The organism is Bradyrhizobium sp. CW1 (assembly GCF_023100665.1).
GTDB classification, from domain to species: domain Bacteria; phylum Pseudomonadota; class Alphaproteobacteria; order Rhizobiales; family Xanthobacteraceae; genus Bradyrhizobium; species Bradyrhizobium canariense_D.
Genome location: NZ_CP064684.1, coordinates 3585004 through 3600492, shown reverse-complemented (window position 1 = coordinate 3600492; position 15489 = coordinate 3585004). Strand labels below are relative to the sequence as shown.

Sequence of the window (15489 nt, the reverse complement as noted above, 5' to 3'; positions counted from 1 at the left end):
GAATTTGCAGACATGGCGCTTGAACTGTTTCTGCCGGTCGCTTTCGTCATCGGCTACCTGCTCGGCTCGATTCCGTTCGGACTGATCCTGACCAGGCTCGCCGGCACGCAGGATATTCGCTCGATCGGCTCGGGCAGTATCGGCGCCACCAATGTGCTGCGCACCGGACGGAAGAGTCTGGCCGCGGCGACCCTGCTGCTCGACGCGCTCAAGGGCACCGTGGCGGTGGTGATCGCCGGCTACATCGCCGGTCCCAACGCCGCGATGCTGGCCGGGCTCGGCGCCTTCCTCGGCCATCTTTTCCCGGTCTGGCTCAAGTTCCGCGGCGGCAAGGGTGTCGCCGTCTATATCGGCATTCTGCTCGGGCTGTTCTGGCCGGCCGCGCTGGTGTTCTGCCTGCTATGGCTCGCGACCGCCTTCACCACCCGCTATTCCTCGCTCTCTGCGCTGGTGGCGTCCTTTATCACGCCGCTGTTCCTGTGGTGGTTCGGCCATCTCGCACTAGCAGCGATGGCCGCGGTGCTGACGCTGCTGCTGTTCTACGCCCATCGCGAGAACATCAAGCGGCTGCAATCGGGCAAGGAAAGCCGGATCGGCGAGAAGGCATAAGCCGGGAATCCACGGATACCGCGGCACCCCTTCTGCATTATATCGCAAATGGTGTTCGCAACTTGCAGCCGAATCACGGCTGTATGGACGAACGGGTTCCTGGCTCGGCCCTGATCATGGGCATAGCTCTACGCGGTTGCTCAGAATGAGCGAGAAGATTGTCAGCGCGCAAGACGATGGCGATTTGCGAGGTGCTGCTTGCACCGCGGCAAGCCGGCTGCTCTCGACGACGGACATCTGGTCTGGTGCGCCCTCGCCGCTTGTCGCTCCAGCGCCTGCTTCCGTCCCGCCTCCACCGCGCGAGCCCGATCCGATCGTGGAAGCGCGGACACCAGTCGAAATTGTAGCTGTCGCAGCGCCCGTCACGCACGATCGGACGCCGCGGCAATGGCCGCCGCGAAAATTGTCGCTGGCGCTTCAGGGCGGCGGCACCTTCGCTGCTTTCACCTGGGGCGTGCTGGAGCGGCTGCTGGAAGAGCCATCGATCGCGATCGACACCATCAGCGGCGCCAGTGCCGGCGCCATCAACGCGCTGTTGCTCGCGTCCGGTTTCGCCGAGGGCGGCCGTGAAGGCGCCCGCGCGCGGCTGAACCGGTTCTGGATCCGGCTGATGCACGAAGCCTCGTTCCGATCGCTGATGCTGATCGGCGGCTTCTCGCCGGCGGGAAGCTCGGTCGCGTTCGGCCCGACGCTGCGCTCCGGCCAGTTCGATCCGTTCGATCTCGATCCGCTGCGGCAGGCGCTGTCGCGCGACATCAATTTTTCCGCCTTGCGCGACCCGCGCTGCCCGAAGCTTCTGATCGCGGCGACCCGGATCCGCGACGGGCAGCAGCAGATCTTCCGCAACGACGTGATCACCGCCGACGTCGCGCTGGCCTCGACCTGTCCACCGCTGGTTCATTGCGCGGTCGAGATCGACGGCGAGGCTTATTGGGATGGCGGCCTCGGCGGCAATCCGCCCCTGCTGCGGCTCGTGCAGGACACGACGAGCGCCGAAATCCTGCTCGTCCAGGCCACGCCGGCGCGCGACAGCTACGTGCCGATCACGCTCGCCGCGATCGACCGCAGGCTGGATCAGATCGCGGCCAACGCCGCCCTCAATGCCGAGATCGCGGCGATCGAATGGGCGCAATCGCAGGCCGCATCGTCGTTGCGGCTCTCCAGGATCGCCGCGGAAGATTTCGTGGACGGCCTGGCGCAGCGCTCATCGACCGATCTCGGCCGCGGCTTCATTCGCGCGCTGCACCGGAGCGGCCGCGAGGCTGCCGGGCGCTGGCTCAAGCAAGGTCCAGATCACAGCGCAGCGCCGGCCGCATCCGGCCAGCGCATCGTCGCTCTCGAACCTGCGCTAGCCTGATTTCGCCAGCGCCTGCTCCAGGAACCACGCCGTCGCCAGCGCATGCGCGTCGTTGCCGAAGCGCGCGATCACCTGCACGCCGATCGGCAGGCCATTGGCCTTGAGCACCGGCACGTTGACGCAAGGGTTGCCCATCAGCGTCCAGAGCCTGTTGTAGCGGGGGTCGCCGGTGCTCGCGAGCTCCTTGGCCGGCGCCGTGCCCGGCGCCGAATAGGTCAGCAGCGCGTCGAACCCCTCGAACAATTCGCCAATCTCGCGGCGGCCGTGGCGGCTGATCCGGCGTGCGTCGTCGTAGTCCTTGGGTGTGAGACCGACCGTCGCATCGAGACTGGCGCGCAGCATCGGCGCGATCTCGTCGTGGCGTTCGGAAAATTCCCAGGCGAGCGCGCGATGCGCCTCGAAGTCCTGAATCACAGGGTGGATGCGCCAGGCCTCCTGCACCGCCTGCGGCAGATCGATGGTCTGCACGCTGGCGCCAGCCCGCGTCGCCGCCTTGATCGCGGCCTGCAGCCCCTCCTCGGCGGCCGGCTCCACGGCGCCGGCAAACTCCTGCCTGATAACGCCGATGCGCGGCGCCTTCGCCGGGACGATGCCGGCGAATTCGGTGCGGCCGGTCATTGCCAGCAGTCCGCGCGCGAGATCTTCCGCGCGGGCGCCGAACAGACCGACGGTGTCGAGCGCCCACGAATAGCATTTGACGCCGACCGTCGGCAGCATGCGGAACGAAGGCTTGATCGCGGCGGTGCCGCAATAGGCGGCGGGCCGGATCACCGAGCCGCCGGTCTGGGTACCCAGCGCCAGCGGAATCATGCCGGCACCGACGGCCGCGGCCGAGCCCGAGGACGAGCCGCCCGGCGTATGCCCGAGGTTATGCGGATTGAGCGTCGGGGTCGGATCGCGCGAGGCGAATGCCGTGGTCGTGGTCTTGCCGATGATGGTGGCGCCCGCCCGCTTCAGCATCATCACCACAGGCGCGTCCGCGCGCGGCTGCCAGCCGCGATAGATCGATGATCCCATCTCGGTCGGGAAATCGGCGGTGTCGATGATGTCCTTGATCCCGACCGCGATACCGCGCAACGGGCCAGAAGCTTGCGCCTTCGCGGAGCTGTCGTGACGGACGAAGGCATGGACGTCCTTCTCCCGCGCCTCGATGGCTGCATGCGATTGCGCGATGGCGGCCTCGGGCGAAAGCTCGCCCGCTTCGATGCGGCGCTGGAGGTCGGCGAGTGAGATCATGGGCAATACCCTTCTTATTGGGATCGCTTTTAGCATCGGGGCAAGGTCGCGCAAGCGTACGTCACTGTTGCCCACGCCCTCAGGTTGTTCCATGCTGTCCCTGCAAGGAGCCGCCGTGGACGCCATCAATCCAAGTGTAGAGCTGACCGAAGCCGACAGGATCGACCGCCTGCGGCTGATCCGGTCCGACAATGTCGGGCCGCGCACGTTCCGGTCGCTGGTCGAGCATTTCGGCTCGGCGCGCGCGGCGCTGGAGCGGCTGCCGGATCTCGCACGCCGCGGCGGCGCGCAACGATCGGCGCGCATCTGCAGCGCCGACGAGGCGAAAGCCGAGCTCGCCGCGAGCCGCAAGTTCGGAATTGCCTGGCTCGCGCCCGGTGAGGACGGTTATCCGGCGCGGCTGGCAACGCTCGACGATGCGCCGCCGCTGCTCGCCGTACGCGGCGACAATGCAACGCTGACGCGACCGATGATCGCGATCGTCGGCTCGCGCAACGCATCCGGCGCAGGCTTGAAATTCGCCGGTCAGCTCGCCCGCGAGCTTGGCGAAGCCGGCTTTGTCGTCATCTCCGGCCTTGCCCGCGGGGTCGACCAGGCCGCGCACCGCGCCAGCCTCGAGAGCGGCACCATAGCCGTGCTCGCCGGCGGACATGACTGCATCTATCCGCCGGAGCACGGCGATCTGCTGGCCTCGATCCTCGACCGCAAGGGTGCCGCGATCTCCGAGATGCCGCTCGGCCACGAGCCGCGCGCCCGCGACTTTCCCCGCCGCAACCGGCTGATCTCGGGCGCCGCGCTCGGCGTGGTCGTGGTGGAGGCGGCGCACCGCTCGGGCTCGCTGATCACCGCGCGCATGGCCGCCGAACAGGGTCGCGAAGTGTTCGCCGTGCCGGGCTCGCCGCTCGACCCGCGCGCCGCCGGCACCAACGATCTGATCAAGCAGGGCGCGACGCTCGTCACCGAAGCGGCCGACGTCGTCAACGCGGTCGCACCGATCATGGAGCGGCCGCTGATGCGTACCGCGCGCGAGCCCGACAGCGAGCCGTTCGAGAGCGATCCTCAAGGGCACGACCGCGACCAGATCACCGGCCTGCTCGGCCCTGCCCCTGTCACGATTGACGATCTCGTGCGGATGTCCGGCGCCTCGCCGGCCATCGTGCGTACCGTGCTCTTGGAACTCGAGCTCGCCGGCCGGCTCGAACGCCACGGCGGTGGCTTGGTCTCGCTGCTTTAAGGAGTGGTCCGCTCGTCGAAGCGCGTACGCGCCGCGGCGATCTGCTGCTGATGCGTGATCGCCCATTCGCCGAGTGCCTTTACCGGCTGCTGCAGTCCCCGGCCGAGATCGGTCAGCTCGTAATCCACCCGCGGCGGAATGGTCGGGAAGATCGTGCGTGTGACCAGGCCGTCACGCTCGAGCCCGCGCAGCGTCAAGGTCAGCATCCGCTGCGAAATGCCATTGATCATGCGCTTGAGCTCGTTAAAGCGCTTGGGCCCGTCACTTAGCATCATGATGACGAACACGCTCCATTTGTCGCCGACGCGCGCGAGGATCGAGGCGACGCCGCGGCAGTCCGCATGGTTGGGATCCGGCCTTGGTGAGGCGGGCAAATCGATGTGCGCAGGTTTCAGGGATGTGCCCATGGCTCAAAAAGGTGCGTTCTTGCGGGGATTTCGATAGTCACTCATGTAGCTCTGGTTACAAACTTATACCAGGGTGATCCCGAATGAAACTCCTCCACATCGACTCCAGCGTGCTCGGCCCCCACTCCGTTTCGCGGCAAGTCTCCGCCGCCATCGTCGACCGTCTCAGGCAGGCGACGCCATCGCTCGACATCGTCTATCGCGACCTGACGCAGAGCCCGCTCGCCCATCTCTCCGGCTCGCATCTGGCGGCCGCGCAAGGCGCGCCTGCGCCGGCGGAGCTCGGCCCCGATCTCGCCGCCAGCAAGGCCGCGCTGGACGAGTTTCTTGCCGCCGACATCGTCGTGATCGGCGCGCCCATGTACAATTTCACCATTCCGAGCCAGCTCAAGGCCTGGATCGACCGGGTCCTGGTGGCGGGGAAGACGTTCAGCTATGGGGCCAACGGCCCGCAGGGCCTTGCCGGCGGCAAGCGCGTAATCTTCGCGGTTTCGCGCGGGGGCTATTACGGCGCGGGCTCGCCCGCCGCGTCGCTGGAGCACCTCGAAAGCTATCTGCGTGGCGTGTTCGGTTTCATGGGGATTCATCATCCCGAATTCATCAGCGCCGACGGAATCCAGGTCGGCCCGGAGCATCGCGAGAAGTCGCTCGCAAGCGCGCTCGAGGCGGCGACCGCCCTCCGCGCGGCCTGATAACGCGCACATCATCAGCCGCCGCAACATCGCTTGCGGCGGCTGATCGACCGGTGCGCGATCGGCGAAGCTAAAACCAGGCGCCCTGAATGCCCAGGATGACGGCGACGAGGGAAACGAACAGGCCGATGCCGGAGAAAAGAGCGACCCCGACGAACTCGGAGGTGTCGGAACGCTTGGCAGGAACGGCGGAGTTTTCGGTGTAAATACGCGGTGCTGAAATCGGGGAAATAATACGAGCTGCCTTTGGCATATCGGGCTCCCTTGAAATGAGTCTTCGTGACCCCCTGCCCGTAAAAGTGTCTTGGCAGCGCAAGCGAAGGTTCAATGCCTCCCGCAACGTTCAGAAAATACAGCTCGCGAGACGTGGGAACCGGCCGGCGCAACCGCTCGCCGCTGCGCCGACCGATTCAATTTGCACCAAGATTGATCAGCCGCGATAGATCGGCGCGCCGCTCGGAGAGGCAACCGCGCCGCCATCGACGAAGATTTCCTGGCCCTGCACATGCGCGGAATCGTCGGAGGCGAGGAACAGCACAGTCTTGGCGACGTGATCTGTTTCACCAATGCGCCCCAGCGGCGTCGTCAGCGCGATCCGCTTCTCGAACGCCTTCTCGGCTTCGGGCGTCGCGGTCGCGGGTCCCCAGATCGGCGTGCGGATCGCACCGGGCGCGACCACGTTGACGCGAATGCCCCGCGGCGAGAGCTCCGAGGCCATGATCCGCGCCATCGCCCGCACGCCGGCCTTGGCGGCGCCATAGGCCGAATAGCCGGGAATGCCGAGCACGGAGATCACCGAGCCGTTGAGGACGATGGAAGCATTGTCGTTGAGATAAGGCAGCGCGGACTGAACGGTGAAGAACACGCCGGTCAGATTGGTGCTGATGACCTTCTCGAAGACCTCCAGCGTGGCCGACCCCAGCGGCGTACCGCCGGCGATGCCGGCATTGGCGAACAGGATGTCGAACTTGCCGAACTTTTCGGCGCCCTTCTTGATCGCAGATTCGGTCGCGGCAATGTCGGTGGCGTCGGCGGCGAGCGCGAGCGCGTTCGGCCCGAGCTCCTTCGCGGCCGCCTCGAGCGTCTCCTTGTTGCGCCCGGTGATCACCACCTTGGCGCCCTCGGCCACGAACAGCTTTGCCGTTGCCAGTCCAATGCCGCTATTGCCGCCGGTGATCAGGGCCGTCTTGTTCTTCAGTCTCACGTTCGCCTCCAGTGGTTTCATCATAAAACTACGATTGCCATCTAGGCCACCTGGTTTTAAGATGCAACCACAAGAGCGCGTGAACGGTGACAGGACCGTGCGATCGCGAAAGGACCAGATCATGGTGAAACGGACGAGCTTCGAGGGGGACGCCTGCCCGATCGCGCGATCGCTGGAGGCGATCGGCGACCGGTGGTCCCTGCTGATCATCCGCGAGGCGCTGTTTGGGCTGCGCCGCTTCGGTGAGTTTCAGAGCAAGCTCGGCATGGCCAAGAACATCTTGTCGACGCGGCTGCGCGCGCTGGTCGATCACGGCATCCTGACCACGGCCCCCGCCTCCGACGGCAGCCCTTACGAGGAATATGTGCTGACGCCGAAAGGCCGCGGCGTCTTCCCGGTGTTGGTAGCGCTGCGCCAATGGGGCGAGGATTTCGACGATCGCCCGTCGGAGATCGCGACCATCCTGGTCGATCGCGAGAAAGGCCGACCGGTGAAGAAGCTCGAACTGCGCGCGGAGGACGGGCGATTGCTCAGCCTCGCGGACACCTCGCTGAAGCCGCGGCCTGCGCCGCGGCGACGGTCAGCGGGATAGCGGTGCGCTGTCTCTTCAACGTCGTCCTGGCGACCGATTCCGCTCGGTCTTCGCGGCTACGACAGCCCGCGATTGCTCCGCAGGTTGACCCACTTTCATCGAAGGCGGGTCGGCATGTACCCGAGCGTCCCAACTCGCAATATGGCGTGGCGGACTTGTACAAGCCATCGACAGCGTCAAAGATGGCGAGGTCCCACCAAACTGGCACCACCATGCCCCTGCTCGCCATCACCTATTTTTCCATCTCGGGCACCACCGAGAAGCTGGCGCATGCGGTTGCGCGCGGAGCAGATGGCAAAGCGCAGGTCACGCTGTGTCGCATCACCGGCGGCGACATCGTGTCAGGCCGCTTTCAGAATGAGAGCTTACTGGAGACGATCGATGGCGCCGACGCAGTTGCGTTTGGCAGCCCGACCTATATGGGCGGGCCAGCCGCTCAATTCAAAGCGTTTGCCGATGCTTCAAGTGATCGATGGAGCCAGCAGCGCTGGGCCAACAAGATCGCAGCCGGGTTCACCACGGGCGCCTGCGCAAGCGGCGATCAACTCCACACACTGTCCTACTTTTCCATTCTGGCCGCGCAGCACGGCATGCTCTGGTGCGGACTGGATATTCCCGGTGGCGAGGATCCGAGCGGCCGCAATCGTTTGGGCAGCCAGCTTGGTCTGGCAACACACTTGATTGACGGCTCGTTGCCGGAGAGCGACCTCGGCACGGCCGCATATCTCGGCCTGCGATTGGCCAAAATGGCAAGCCGCAACGGCTAACCGCACCGTCGTTGGAGCAGTACATCGCCCCCTTCACGACAGCCTGCGCTTGCTCCTCAGCCGCAGATGCTCGTCCGCCTCGAGCTTGGTCATTCCCAGGAGATAATGCAGCACGTCGAGCCTGTGCCGTTCGGCAAGCTTGCGCAGGGCCCCGACCTGCTCGGCGATGAAGGCGACCGCCTCCTCGACGCCGCCCTCCCCCGGTTCCTCGTGACGCAAGCCTCCCCCCGCGCGCGATGCGGCGCCCGCCCGTTTCTTTCCTGGCTTAGTCACCAGCCCCCACCCGAATCCATGCCCCGCGGCAACATTACGCCGACATCGACCGCAACTCAAAGGTGGTATTTTGCAACTTTCTCGATATGAAACTTTTCCCATCGGGAGGGCTCTCAACAGCCCTCGATTTGACAGCGACGGCCTCACCACCCATGTTCGGGACGAAAGGGCCGACCCGAATCTCATCGAATTCGGCCCCAAATTTCCCCATAAGTTACTGGAACTACATGGATATCGTCATTGTGGAGTCGCCGGCGAAAGCCAAGACGATCAACAAGTATTTGGGCTCGTCCTACGAGGTTCTGGCCTCGTTTGGCCATGTCCGCGACTTGCCGGCAAAGAACGGCTCCGTCGATCCCGACGCCAATTTCAAGATGATCTGGGAGGTCGACCCCAAGGCGGCCGGCCGGCTCAACGACATTGCCAAGTCCCTCAAGAACGCCGATCGCCTGATTCTCGCCACCGACCCTGATCGCGAGGGCGAGGCCATCTCCTGGCACGTGCTGGAGGTCCTGAAAGAGAAGCGCGCGATCAAGGACCACAAGATCGAGCGCGTGGTGTTCAACGCCATCACCAAGCAGGCGGTGACGGACGCGATGAAGAATCCGCGCCAGATCGACGGTGCGCTGGTCGACGCCTATATGGCGCGCCGCGCGCTGGACTATCTGGTCGGCTTCACCCTCTCCCCCGTGCTGTGGCGCAAGCTGCCGGGCGCCCGCTCGGCGGGCCGCGTGCAGTCGGTGGCGCTGCGTCTGGTCTGCGACCGCGAGCTCGAGATCGAAAAGTTCGTTGCGCGCGAATACTGGTCGCTGATCGCGACCCTGCTGACGCCGCGCGGCGACGCCTTCGAGGCCCGTCTCGTCGGCGCCGACGGCAAGAAGATCCAGCGCCTCGACATCGGCACCGGCGCGGAAGCCGAAGACTTCAAGAAGGCGCTGGAAGCAGCCGCCTACGCGGTGACCGCGGTCGATGCCAAGCCGGCCCGCCGCAATCCGCAGGCCCCCTTCACCACCTCGACGCTGCAGCAGGAAGCCAGCCGCAAATACGGCTTTGCGCCGGCGCACACCATGCGCATCGCGCAGCGGCTCTATGAAGGCATCGACATCGGCGGCGAGACCACCGGACTCATTACTTATATGCGTACCGACGGCGTGCAGATCGACCCGTCCGCGATCACCCAGGCCCGCAAGGTGATCGGCGAGGATTACGGCAACGCCTATGTGCCGGACGCGCCGCGTCAGTACCAGGCCAAGGCCAAGAACGCCCAGGAAGCCCACGAAGCGATCCGGCCGACCGACATGTCGCGCCGTCCCGACAGCATGAGCCGCAAGCTCGAGTCCGACCAGGCGAGACTCTATGAACTGATCTGGAAGCGCACCATCGCGAGCCAGATGGAATCGGCCGAGCTGGAACGCACCACGGTCGACATCACGGCGAAGGTCGGCGGCCGCACGCTGGACCTGCGCGCCACCGGCCAGGTCGTCAAGTTCGACGGCTTCCTCGCACTTTACCAGGAAGGCCGCGACGACGAGGAGGACGAGGACTCCCGCCGCCTGCCCGCGATGAGCCCCAACGATGCGCTGAAGCGGCAGTCGCTCGCCGTCACCCAGCACTTCACCGAGCCGCCGCCGCGCTTCTCCGAGGCCTCGCTGGTCAAGCGCATGGAAGAGCTCGGCATCGGCCGGCCCTCGACCTATGCCTCGATCCTCCAGGTGCTGAAGGACCGCGGCTACGTCAAGCTCGAGAAGAAGCGCCTGCACGGCGAGGACAAGGGCCGCGTCGTAGTCGCGTTCCTCGAAAGCTTCTTTGCCCGCTACGTTGAATACGACTTCACCGCCAATCTGGAAGAGCAGCTCGACCGCATCTCCAACAACGAGATCTCCTGGCAGCAGGTGCTGAAGGATTTCTGGACCGGCTTCATCGGCGCGGTCGACGAGATCAAGGATTTGCGCGTCGCGCAGGTGCTCGACGTGCTCGACGACATGCTGGGACAGCACATCTACCCGCCCCGCACCGATGGCGGCGACATCAGGCAATGCCCCAGCTGCGGCAACGGGCGGCTCAATCTCAAGGCCGGCAAGTTCGGCGCCTTCGTCGGCTGTTCGAACTATCCGGAATGTCGCTACACCCGTCAGCTCGCCGCCGACGGCGAGGCAACGGCCGATCGTTCGCTCGGCCAGGACCCGGATACGGGCCGCGATGTCTGGGTCAAGGCCGGGCGGTTCGGCCCCTACATCCAGCTCGGCGAGCAGAAGGATTATGCGGAGGGCGAGAAGCCGAAGCGCGCAGGCATTCCGAAGGGGATGTCCCCTGGAGATGTCGAGCTCGAGCTTGCGCTCAAGCTGCTGTCGCTGCCGCGCGAGATCGGCAAGCATCCGGAAACCGGTGAGCCGATCACCGCGGGTCTCGGCCGCTTCGGGCCGTTCGTGAAGCACGAGAAGACTTATGCCAGCCTCGAGGCCGGCGATGAGGTGTTCGACATCGGCATCAACCGCGCGGTGACGCTGATCGCGGAGAAGATCGCCAAGGGCCCGAGCCGCCGCTTCGGCGCTGATCCCGGCAGGGCGATCGGCGATCATCCCACCCTCGGCACCGTCACGGTAAAGGGCGGCCGCTACGGCGCCTATGTCACCGCGGGTGGCGTCAATGCCACGATCCCGAGCGACATCGAGAAAGACGCCATCACGCTGCCGCAGGCAATCGCGCTGATCGACGAGCGTGCGGCCAAGGGCGGCGGCAAGAAGCCGAAGAAAGCGGCGAAGCCGGCCAAGGCCAAGAAGGCTGCGGCGAAGGCCGCCGACGGCGATGACGCCGCACCAAAAACCAAAAAGCCGGCCGCGAAGAAGGCGGCCAAACCCAAATCCGAATCCACCAGCAAGGCGCGCGCAGCCGTGTCGTCGACGGCCAAAACGTCACCGACCAAGGCAGCTGGCGCCAAAGCTCCGGCCAAGAAAAGTGCCGGCACCAAATAGAGGCTAAGTGAAACGCAAGAATGACCGTGGCTTTCCCGACAGGGCAGCCATCGTCGCCTTCATCAAGGCAAATCCCGGAAAGGTCGGAACCCGCGAAATTGCACGCGAGTTCGGCCTGAAGAACGCCGACCGCATCGAGCTCAAGCGCATGCTGCGCGAGCTCGCCGACGACGGGCTCGTCAAGAAAAAGCGCCATACGATTTCAGAGCCGGACAGCCTCCCGCCGACGCTGGTCGCCGACATTACCGGCCGCGACGCCGACGGCGAGCTGGTCGCCTCCCCCACTGAATGGGACGAGGTCGAAAGCGGCGAGCCGCCAAAGATCCTCATCACGATGCCGCGCCGGCCGAAGCCCGGCACCGCGGCCGGCGTTGGCGATCGCGCGCTGCTGCGGGTCGAGCGATCCGACGAGACCGAAGGCCCGGCCTATCGCGGCCACATCATCAAGGTTTTCGACAAGACCAAGAGCCGCATCCTCGGCGTCTTCCGCAGCCTGCCCGAAGGCGGCGGACGGATCATCCCGGTCGACAAGAAGTCCGCCGACCGCGAGCTGAACATCGCCCCGACTGAGACGCACGGCGCGCAGGACGGCGATCTCGTCAGCGTCGACATCATCCGCTCGCGCGGCTTTGGGCTGGCGTCAGGCCGCGTCAAGGAGAAGCTCGGCTCGGTCAAGTCGGAGAAGGCGATCAGCCTGATCGCGATCTACGCGCACGACATCCCGCTGCAATTCCGTCCCGCGGCAGAGCGCGAAGCCGAAGCGGCGGAGCCGGCCAATCTGAAGGGGCGCGAGGACTGGCGCGATGTGCCGCTGGTCACCATCGATCCGCCGGATGCCAAGGATCACGACGACGCGGTACACGCGCAGCCGGATCCTGATCTCAACAACAAGGGCGGCTTCATCGTCGATGTCGCCATCGCCGATGTGAGCTTCTACGTGCGACCGGGCACCGCGCTCGACCGCGATGCGCTCGATCGCGGCAACTCGGTCTATTTCCCCGACCGCGTCGTGCCGATGCTGCCCGAGCGCATCTCCAACGATCTCTGCTCGCTGGTGCCGGGCGAGCCGCGCGGCGCGCTCGCGGTGCGGATGATCATCGCGCCGGACGGGCGGAAACGGTCGCACAGCTTCCACCGCATCCTGATGCGCTCCGCAGCCAAGCTGAACTATGCGCAGGCGCAGGCCGCGATCGACGGAAGGCCGGACGACACCACCGGCCCCCTGCTCGATCCAATCCTGAGGCCGCTTTATGCCGCCTATGCCTGCGTCAAGCGCGCGCGCGACGAGCGCGATCCGCTCAATCTCGATCTGCCCGAGCGCAAGATCCTGCTCAAGCCCGACGGCACGGTCGACCGCGTCGTCGTGCCCGACAGGCTCGACGCGCACAAGCTGATCGAGGAGTTCATGATCCTCGCCAATGTCGCGGCAGCCGAGATGCTCGAGAAGAAGTCGCTGCCGCTGATCTACCGGGTGCATGACGAGCCGACCCTGGAAAAGGTCCACGCGCTCGCGGAATTCCTGGCGACGCTGGACGTTCCGTTCGCGAAAGGCGGCGCGCTGCGCCCCGCTCTGTTCAACCGCGTGCTGGCGCAGCTCGAAGGCCACGACCACTTTCCGCTGGTCAGCGAGGTCGTGCTGCGCGCCCAGGCACAGGCCGAATACTCTTCGGAGAATTACGGTCATTTCGGCCTGAATTTGCGCCGCTATGCGCATTTCACCTCGCCGATCCGCCGCTACGCCGACCTTGTCGTGCACCGTGCGCTGGTTCGCGCGCTCGGCCTCGGCGAAGGCGCGCTGCCCGACACCGAGACGCCGGAAACGTTGAGCGAGGTCGCAGCTCATATCTCAGTGACCGAGCGGCGCGCGATGAAAGCGGAGCGCGAGACCGTCGACCGCCTGATCGCCCATCACCTCGCCGACCGCATCGGTTCGAGCTTCCAGGGCCGCGTCTCCGGCGTCACGCGCGCCGGCCTGTTCGTCAAGCTCGCCGAGACCGGCGCCGACGGCCTGATCCCGATCCGATCCCTCGGCACGGAATATTTCAACTATGACGAGGGCCGCCACGCCCTGGTCGGCACCCGCAGCGGCACCATGCATCAGCTCGGTGATGTTGTCGACGTCCGCCTGATCGAGGCGGCTCCGATCGCAGGCGCGTTGCGCTTCGAGCTGCTGTCCTCGTCCGGCGAGACCGCACCGCGGGGCCGCAGGTCCTCCGGTCCGCAACGCCGCCGCTCGTTCAAGGCGCACCCCGGGCGCAGTCCTGACAAGAAGCGCAAGCCGGACAAGCCGAAGAAGCCCGGCAAGGGGAAAACGGCCAAGGGAAAAAGCAAGGGCAAGGGCCAGAAGGGCAAGGCATGGTGACGACGAGCACGGCGCCGAAGATCTGGACCCGCGACACCGGCCTCGTCGAGAAGCGCGACGTCTTTGCTGCGATGAGGCGCGGCTTTCGCGGCCGCTGCCCGCGCTGCGGCGAGGGAAAGCTGTTCCGCGCCTTCCTGAAGACCGCGGATAACTGCTCCGTCTGCGGCCTCGATGTCACGCCGCATCGGGCCGACGATTTGCCAGCCTATCTCGTCATCGTCATTGTCGGGCACATCGTGGTGCCGACTATTCTGTGGATCGAGACCAACTATACGACGCCGGTCTGGATCAGCTTCGCGGCCTATCTGCCCTTCACCTTCGTCGCCTCGCTGGCACTGCTGCAGCCGGTGAAGGGAGCCGTGGTCGGATTGCAATGGGCTCTGCGCATGCACGGGTTTGACGAGAACCCGACGGATGGTATTCCGCCGGTGTAAGCAAAATAAACAAGTAGTGGTTTGGGTGAGGACATGACGGATACGTCGCAGGCAGCCGACAAGGCAAAGATCCACGAGGGCAAGGAAGCCGATCATCATCCCTATTTCCGCCCTAGGGATGCCGCGACACTGATCCTGGTCGACCGCAGCGGAGCCATTCCAAAAGTCCTGGTCGGCAAGCGCCACGACAAGGTGGTGTTCATGCCCGGAAAATTCGTTTTCCCGGGCGGCCGCGTCGACAAGGACGATTATCGCGTACCATGCGCGGCGCCGATCACCGCCGAACTGGAAGCCAATCTCGCCAAGGGCAGCCCGAAGACGCCGGCCTCCCGCGCAAAATCGCTGGCGATCGCCGCGATCCGCGAGGCCTGCGAGGAAACGGGTCTCTGCCTCGGACGCAAGGCCGAGGTAAAGACAAAACTCGAAGGCGCCTGGAAGCCGTTCGCGGATGCGGGCCTGTTGCCGGATCCCTCCAGCCTGTTCCTGATCGCGCGCGCAATCACCCCGCCCGGCCGCGTCAAGCGGTTCGACACGCGCTTCTTCACGGCGGACGCCTCCGCGATCACCCATCGCGTCGACGGCGTGATCCACGCCGATGCCGAGCTTGTCGAGCTGGTCTGGGTCGAGCTCGGCTCGAAGCCGCTCGCCGATCTGCATCCGATGACGCGCAATGTGCTCAACGAGCTCGACGCGCGCCTTGCCACCGGCCCGCTCCGCCACGATGCGCCGGTGCCGTTCTTCCATTTCTACGGCGGCAAGATGCAGAAGGATATTTTGAGCTGATCAGTTCGTGACGTCCGCATTGTCCGCGTCGGGCTCGGTGCCGACATAGTCGCGCGCGGGAAGGTTCAGCACTCGCCCGAGCTCGCTGGCGAAGCGACTGGCTTCCTCGCGCTTGGTGAAGCTCATCAGCGTGATCGGCTCGGTCCCTTTGTTGCCGCAGAGATTGACATCATATGTCGTCAGCTCCGGATCGTCGTCGTCGGTAATGCTGATGAAATGATAATCGGCGAGATCGCGATGCTTGCGAAAATTCAGCGGGCCGAACTGCCTGGTGATGACGATCTGGCGCAGCGTCTCGTTCAGCACGACGAAGGTGCGAAAGGTGAGCAGGATGATTCCGGGGATGCCCACGAGCAGCCCGAGTCCCGTGAACACCACCACCGGCATGAGATCATCGGCGAGCCGCCCAAAACCGGAGAAATCCTGCCGCAGGCCGAGCGCGACATTCCACAGCAGATAGAAGCTCGCCGCCAGCAGCGGCAATGACAGCAGCCGCCCGACCCAGGGCATGGGCCGCGTCGATGCGGACGATGCGCCCGTCCACGGTCATTGCACCTGCCATCGAAG

At 65.5% G+C, this 15489-nt stretch carries 16 protein-coding genes; 10 read left to right on the top strand and 6 right to left on the bottom strand.

Annotated features, from left to right (window positions below):
• Positions 1-12 precede the first annotated feature (12 nt).
• Both plsY and IVB54_RS17650 read left to right on the top strand, forming a co-directional pair.
• Positions 13-609 carry a glycerol-3-phosphate 1-O-acyltransferase PlsY gene (plsY, locus tag IVB54_RS17655; protein ID WP_018458322.1) on the top strand — a complete coding sequence of 199 codons (597 nt, stop codon included), beginning with the start codon at positions 13-15 and terminating at the stop codon, positions 607-609.
• Positions 610-754: 145 nt separating this feature from the next.
• Positions 755-1966, top strand: a complete 1212-nt coding sequence (locus tag IVB54_RS17650) for a patatin-like phospholipase family protein (RefSeq protein ID WP_247777395.1) — start codon at positions 755-757, stop codon at positions 1964-1966.
• Here the strand turns inward: IVB54_RS17650 and IVB54_RS17645 are convergent.
• Positions 1958-3202 (bottom strand): amidase, encoded by a 1245-nt coding sequence (locus tag IVB54_RS17645; RefSeq protein WP_247338480.1) that lies wholly within the window; start codon positions 3200-3202, stop codon positions 1958-1960. The two genes, IVB54_RS17650 and IVB54_RS17645, sit on opposite strands and share 9 nt — an antisense overlap.
• Before the next feature lie 91 nt (positions 3203-3293).
• Here IVB54_RS17645 and dprA point away from each other — a divergent pair, with 91 nt between their 5' ends.
• A complete protein-coding gene (gene dprA / locus IVB54_RS17640) occupies positions 3294-4436 on the top strand; it encodes a DNA-processing protein DprA (RefSeq protein ID WP_204511389.1) in 1143 nt (380 codons plus the stop codon).
• Here the strand turns inward: dprA and IVB54_RS17635 are convergent.
• Entirely contained in the window at positions 4433-4843 is a 411-nt protein-coding gene (locus IVB54_RS17635) for a helix-turn-helix domain-containing protein (protein WP_018458326.1), read from the bottom strand. The genes dprA and IVB54_RS17635 overlap by 4 nt on opposite strands.
• Before the next feature lie 83 nt (positions 4844-4926).
• Between IVB54_RS17635 and IVB54_RS17630 the strand changes: the two genes are divergently transcribed.
• A complete protein-coding gene (locus tag IVB54_RS17630; RefSeq protein WP_018458327.1) occupies positions 4927-5535 on the top strand; it encodes an FMN-dependent NADH-azoreductase in 609 nt (202 codons plus the stop codon).
• A 70-nt stretch (positions 5536-5605) separates the two neighbouring features.
• On the opposite strand, the gene IVB54_RS17625 is transcribed toward IVB54_RS17630, so the two are convergent.
• Together IVB54_RS17625 and IVB54_RS17620 are read right to left on the bottom strand one after the other, a co-directional pair.
• Positions 5606-5788, bottom strand: coding sequence for a hypothetical protein (locus IVB54_RS17625; protein WP_018458328.1), 183 nt, complete (start codon positions 5786-5788; stop codon positions 5606-5608).
• A 177-nt stretch (positions 5789-5965) separates the two neighbouring features.
• Positions 5966-6739: an SDR family oxidoreductase gene (locus IVB54_RS17620; protein WP_166517487.1), complete on the bottom strand. Its 774-nt coding sequence runs from the start codon at positions 6737-6739 to the stop codon at positions 5966-5968.
• Between the two features lie 121 nt (positions 6740-6860).
• Between IVB54_RS17620 and IVB54_RS17615 the strand changes: the two genes are divergently transcribed.
• Positions 6861-7331 (top strand): helix-turn-helix domain-containing protein, encoded by a 471-nt coding sequence (locus IVB54_RS17615; protein WP_204511390.1) that lies wholly within the window; start codon positions 6861-6863, stop codon positions 7329-7331.
• Between the two features lie 182 nt (positions 7332-7513).
• Entirely contained in the window at positions 7514-8098 is a 585-nt protein-coding gene (locus tag IVB54_RS17610) for a flavodoxin family protein (protein WP_245329522.1), read from the top strand.
• 33 nt (positions 8099-8131) lie between these two features.
• On the opposite strand, the gene IVB54_RS17605 is transcribed toward IVB54_RS17610, so the two are convergent.
• Complete coding sequence (locus IVB54_RS17605) at positions 8132-8317, bottom strand: hypothetical protein (RefSeq protein WP_018458332.1); 186 nt, start codon at positions 8315-8317, stop codon at positions 8132-8134.
• Between the two features lie 281 nt (positions 8318-8598).
• On the opposite strand from IVB54_RS17605, the gene topA reads away from it, so the two are divergent.
• Genes topA through IVB54_RS17585 form a run of 4 tightly spaced genes read left to right on the top strand, consistent with a single transcriptional unit; the run spans position 8599 to position 14922 of the window.
• On the top strand, positions 8599-11343 hold the full coding sequence (topA, locus tag IVB54_RS17600; RefSeq protein WP_247777393.1) for a type I DNA topoisomerase: 2745 nt from the start codon (positions 8599-8601) through the stop codon (positions 11341-11343).
• A gap of 7 nt (positions 11344-11350) precedes the next feature.
• Positions 11351-13705 (top strand): ribonuclease R, encoded by a 2355-nt coding sequence (rnr, locus tag IVB54_RS17595; protein WP_247296514.1) that lies wholly within the window; start codon positions 11351-11353, stop codon positions 13703-13705.
• A complete protein-coding gene (locus IVB54_RS17590; RefSeq protein WP_018458336.1) occupies positions 13699-14139 on the top strand; it encodes a DUF983 domain-containing protein in 441 nt (146 codons plus the stop codon). The genes rnr and IVB54_RS17590 overlap by 7 nt, the downstream gene beginning before the upstream one ends.
• A gap of 33 nt (positions 14140-14172) precedes the next feature.
• Positions 14173-14922 (top strand): NUDIX hydrolase, encoded by a 750-nt coding sequence (locus IVB54_RS17585; protein WP_085351448.1) that lies wholly within the window; start codon positions 14173-14175, stop codon positions 14920-14922.
• On the opposite strand, the gene IVB54_RS17580 is transcribed toward IVB54_RS17585, so the two are convergent.
• Positions 14923-15432, bottom strand: coding sequence for a hypothetical protein (locus tag IVB54_RS17580; protein WP_247777391.1), 510 nt, complete (start codon positions 15430-15432; stop codon positions 14923-14925).
• Between the last annotated feature and the right edge of the window lie 57 nt (positions 15433-15489).

Excerpts from the sequence above, each read along its gene's own strand:
- IVB54_RS17580 (WP_247777391.1), bottom strand. The coding sequence starts at position 15,432 with ATGCCCTGGGTCGGGCGGCTGCTGTCATTGCCGCTGCTGGCGGCGAGC.
- IVB54_RS17615 (WP_204511390.1), top strand. The coding sequence starts at position 6,861 with ATGGTGAAACGGACGAGCTTCGAGGGGGACGCCTGCCCGATCGCGCGA.
- IVB54_RS17625 (WP_018458328.1), bottom strand. The coding sequence starts at position 5,788 with ATGCCAAAGGCAGCTCGTATTATTTCCCCGATTTCAGCACCGCGTATT.
- topA (WP_247777393.1), top strand. The coding sequence starts at position 8,599 with ATGGATATCGTCATTGTGGAGTCGCCGGCGAAAGCCAAGACGATCAAC.
- dprA (WP_204511389.1), top strand. The coding sequence starts at position 3,294 with ATGCTGTCCCTGCAAGGAGCCGCCGTGGACGCCATCAATCCAAGTGTA.
- IVB54_RS17610 (WP_245329522.1), top strand. The coding sequence starts at position 7,514 with ATGGCGAGGTCCCACCAAACTGGCACCACCATGCCCCTGCTCGCCATC.
- plsY (WP_018458322.1), top strand. The coding sequence starts at position 13 with ATGGCGCTTGAACTGTTTCTGCCGGTCGCTTTCGTCATCGGCTACCTG.
- IVB54_RS17650 (WP_247777395.1), top strand. The coding sequence starts at position 755 with ATGAGCGAGAAGATTGTCAGCGCGCAAGACGATGGCGATTTGCGAGGT.
- IVB54_RS17630 (WP_018458327.1), top strand. The coding sequence starts at position 4,927 with ATGAAACTCCTCCACATCGACTCCAGCGTGCTCGGCCCCCACTCCGTT.
- IVB54_RS17635 (WP_018458326.1), bottom strand. The coding sequence starts at position 4,843 with ATGGGCACATCCCTGAAACCTGCGCACATCGATTTGCCCGCCTCACCA.
- IVB54_RS17585 (WP_085351448.1), top strand. The coding sequence starts at position 14,173 with ATGACGGATACGTCGCAGGCAGCCGACAAGGCAAAGATCCACGAGGGC.
- IVB54_RS17590 (WP_018458336.1), top strand. The coding sequence starts at position 13,699 with ATGGTGACGACGAGCACGGCGCCGAAGATCTGGACCCGCGACACCGGC.
- IVB54_RS17645 (WP_247338480.1), bottom strand. The coding sequence starts at position 3,202 with ATGATCTCACTCGCCGACCTCCAGCGCCGCATCGAAGCGGGCGAGCTT.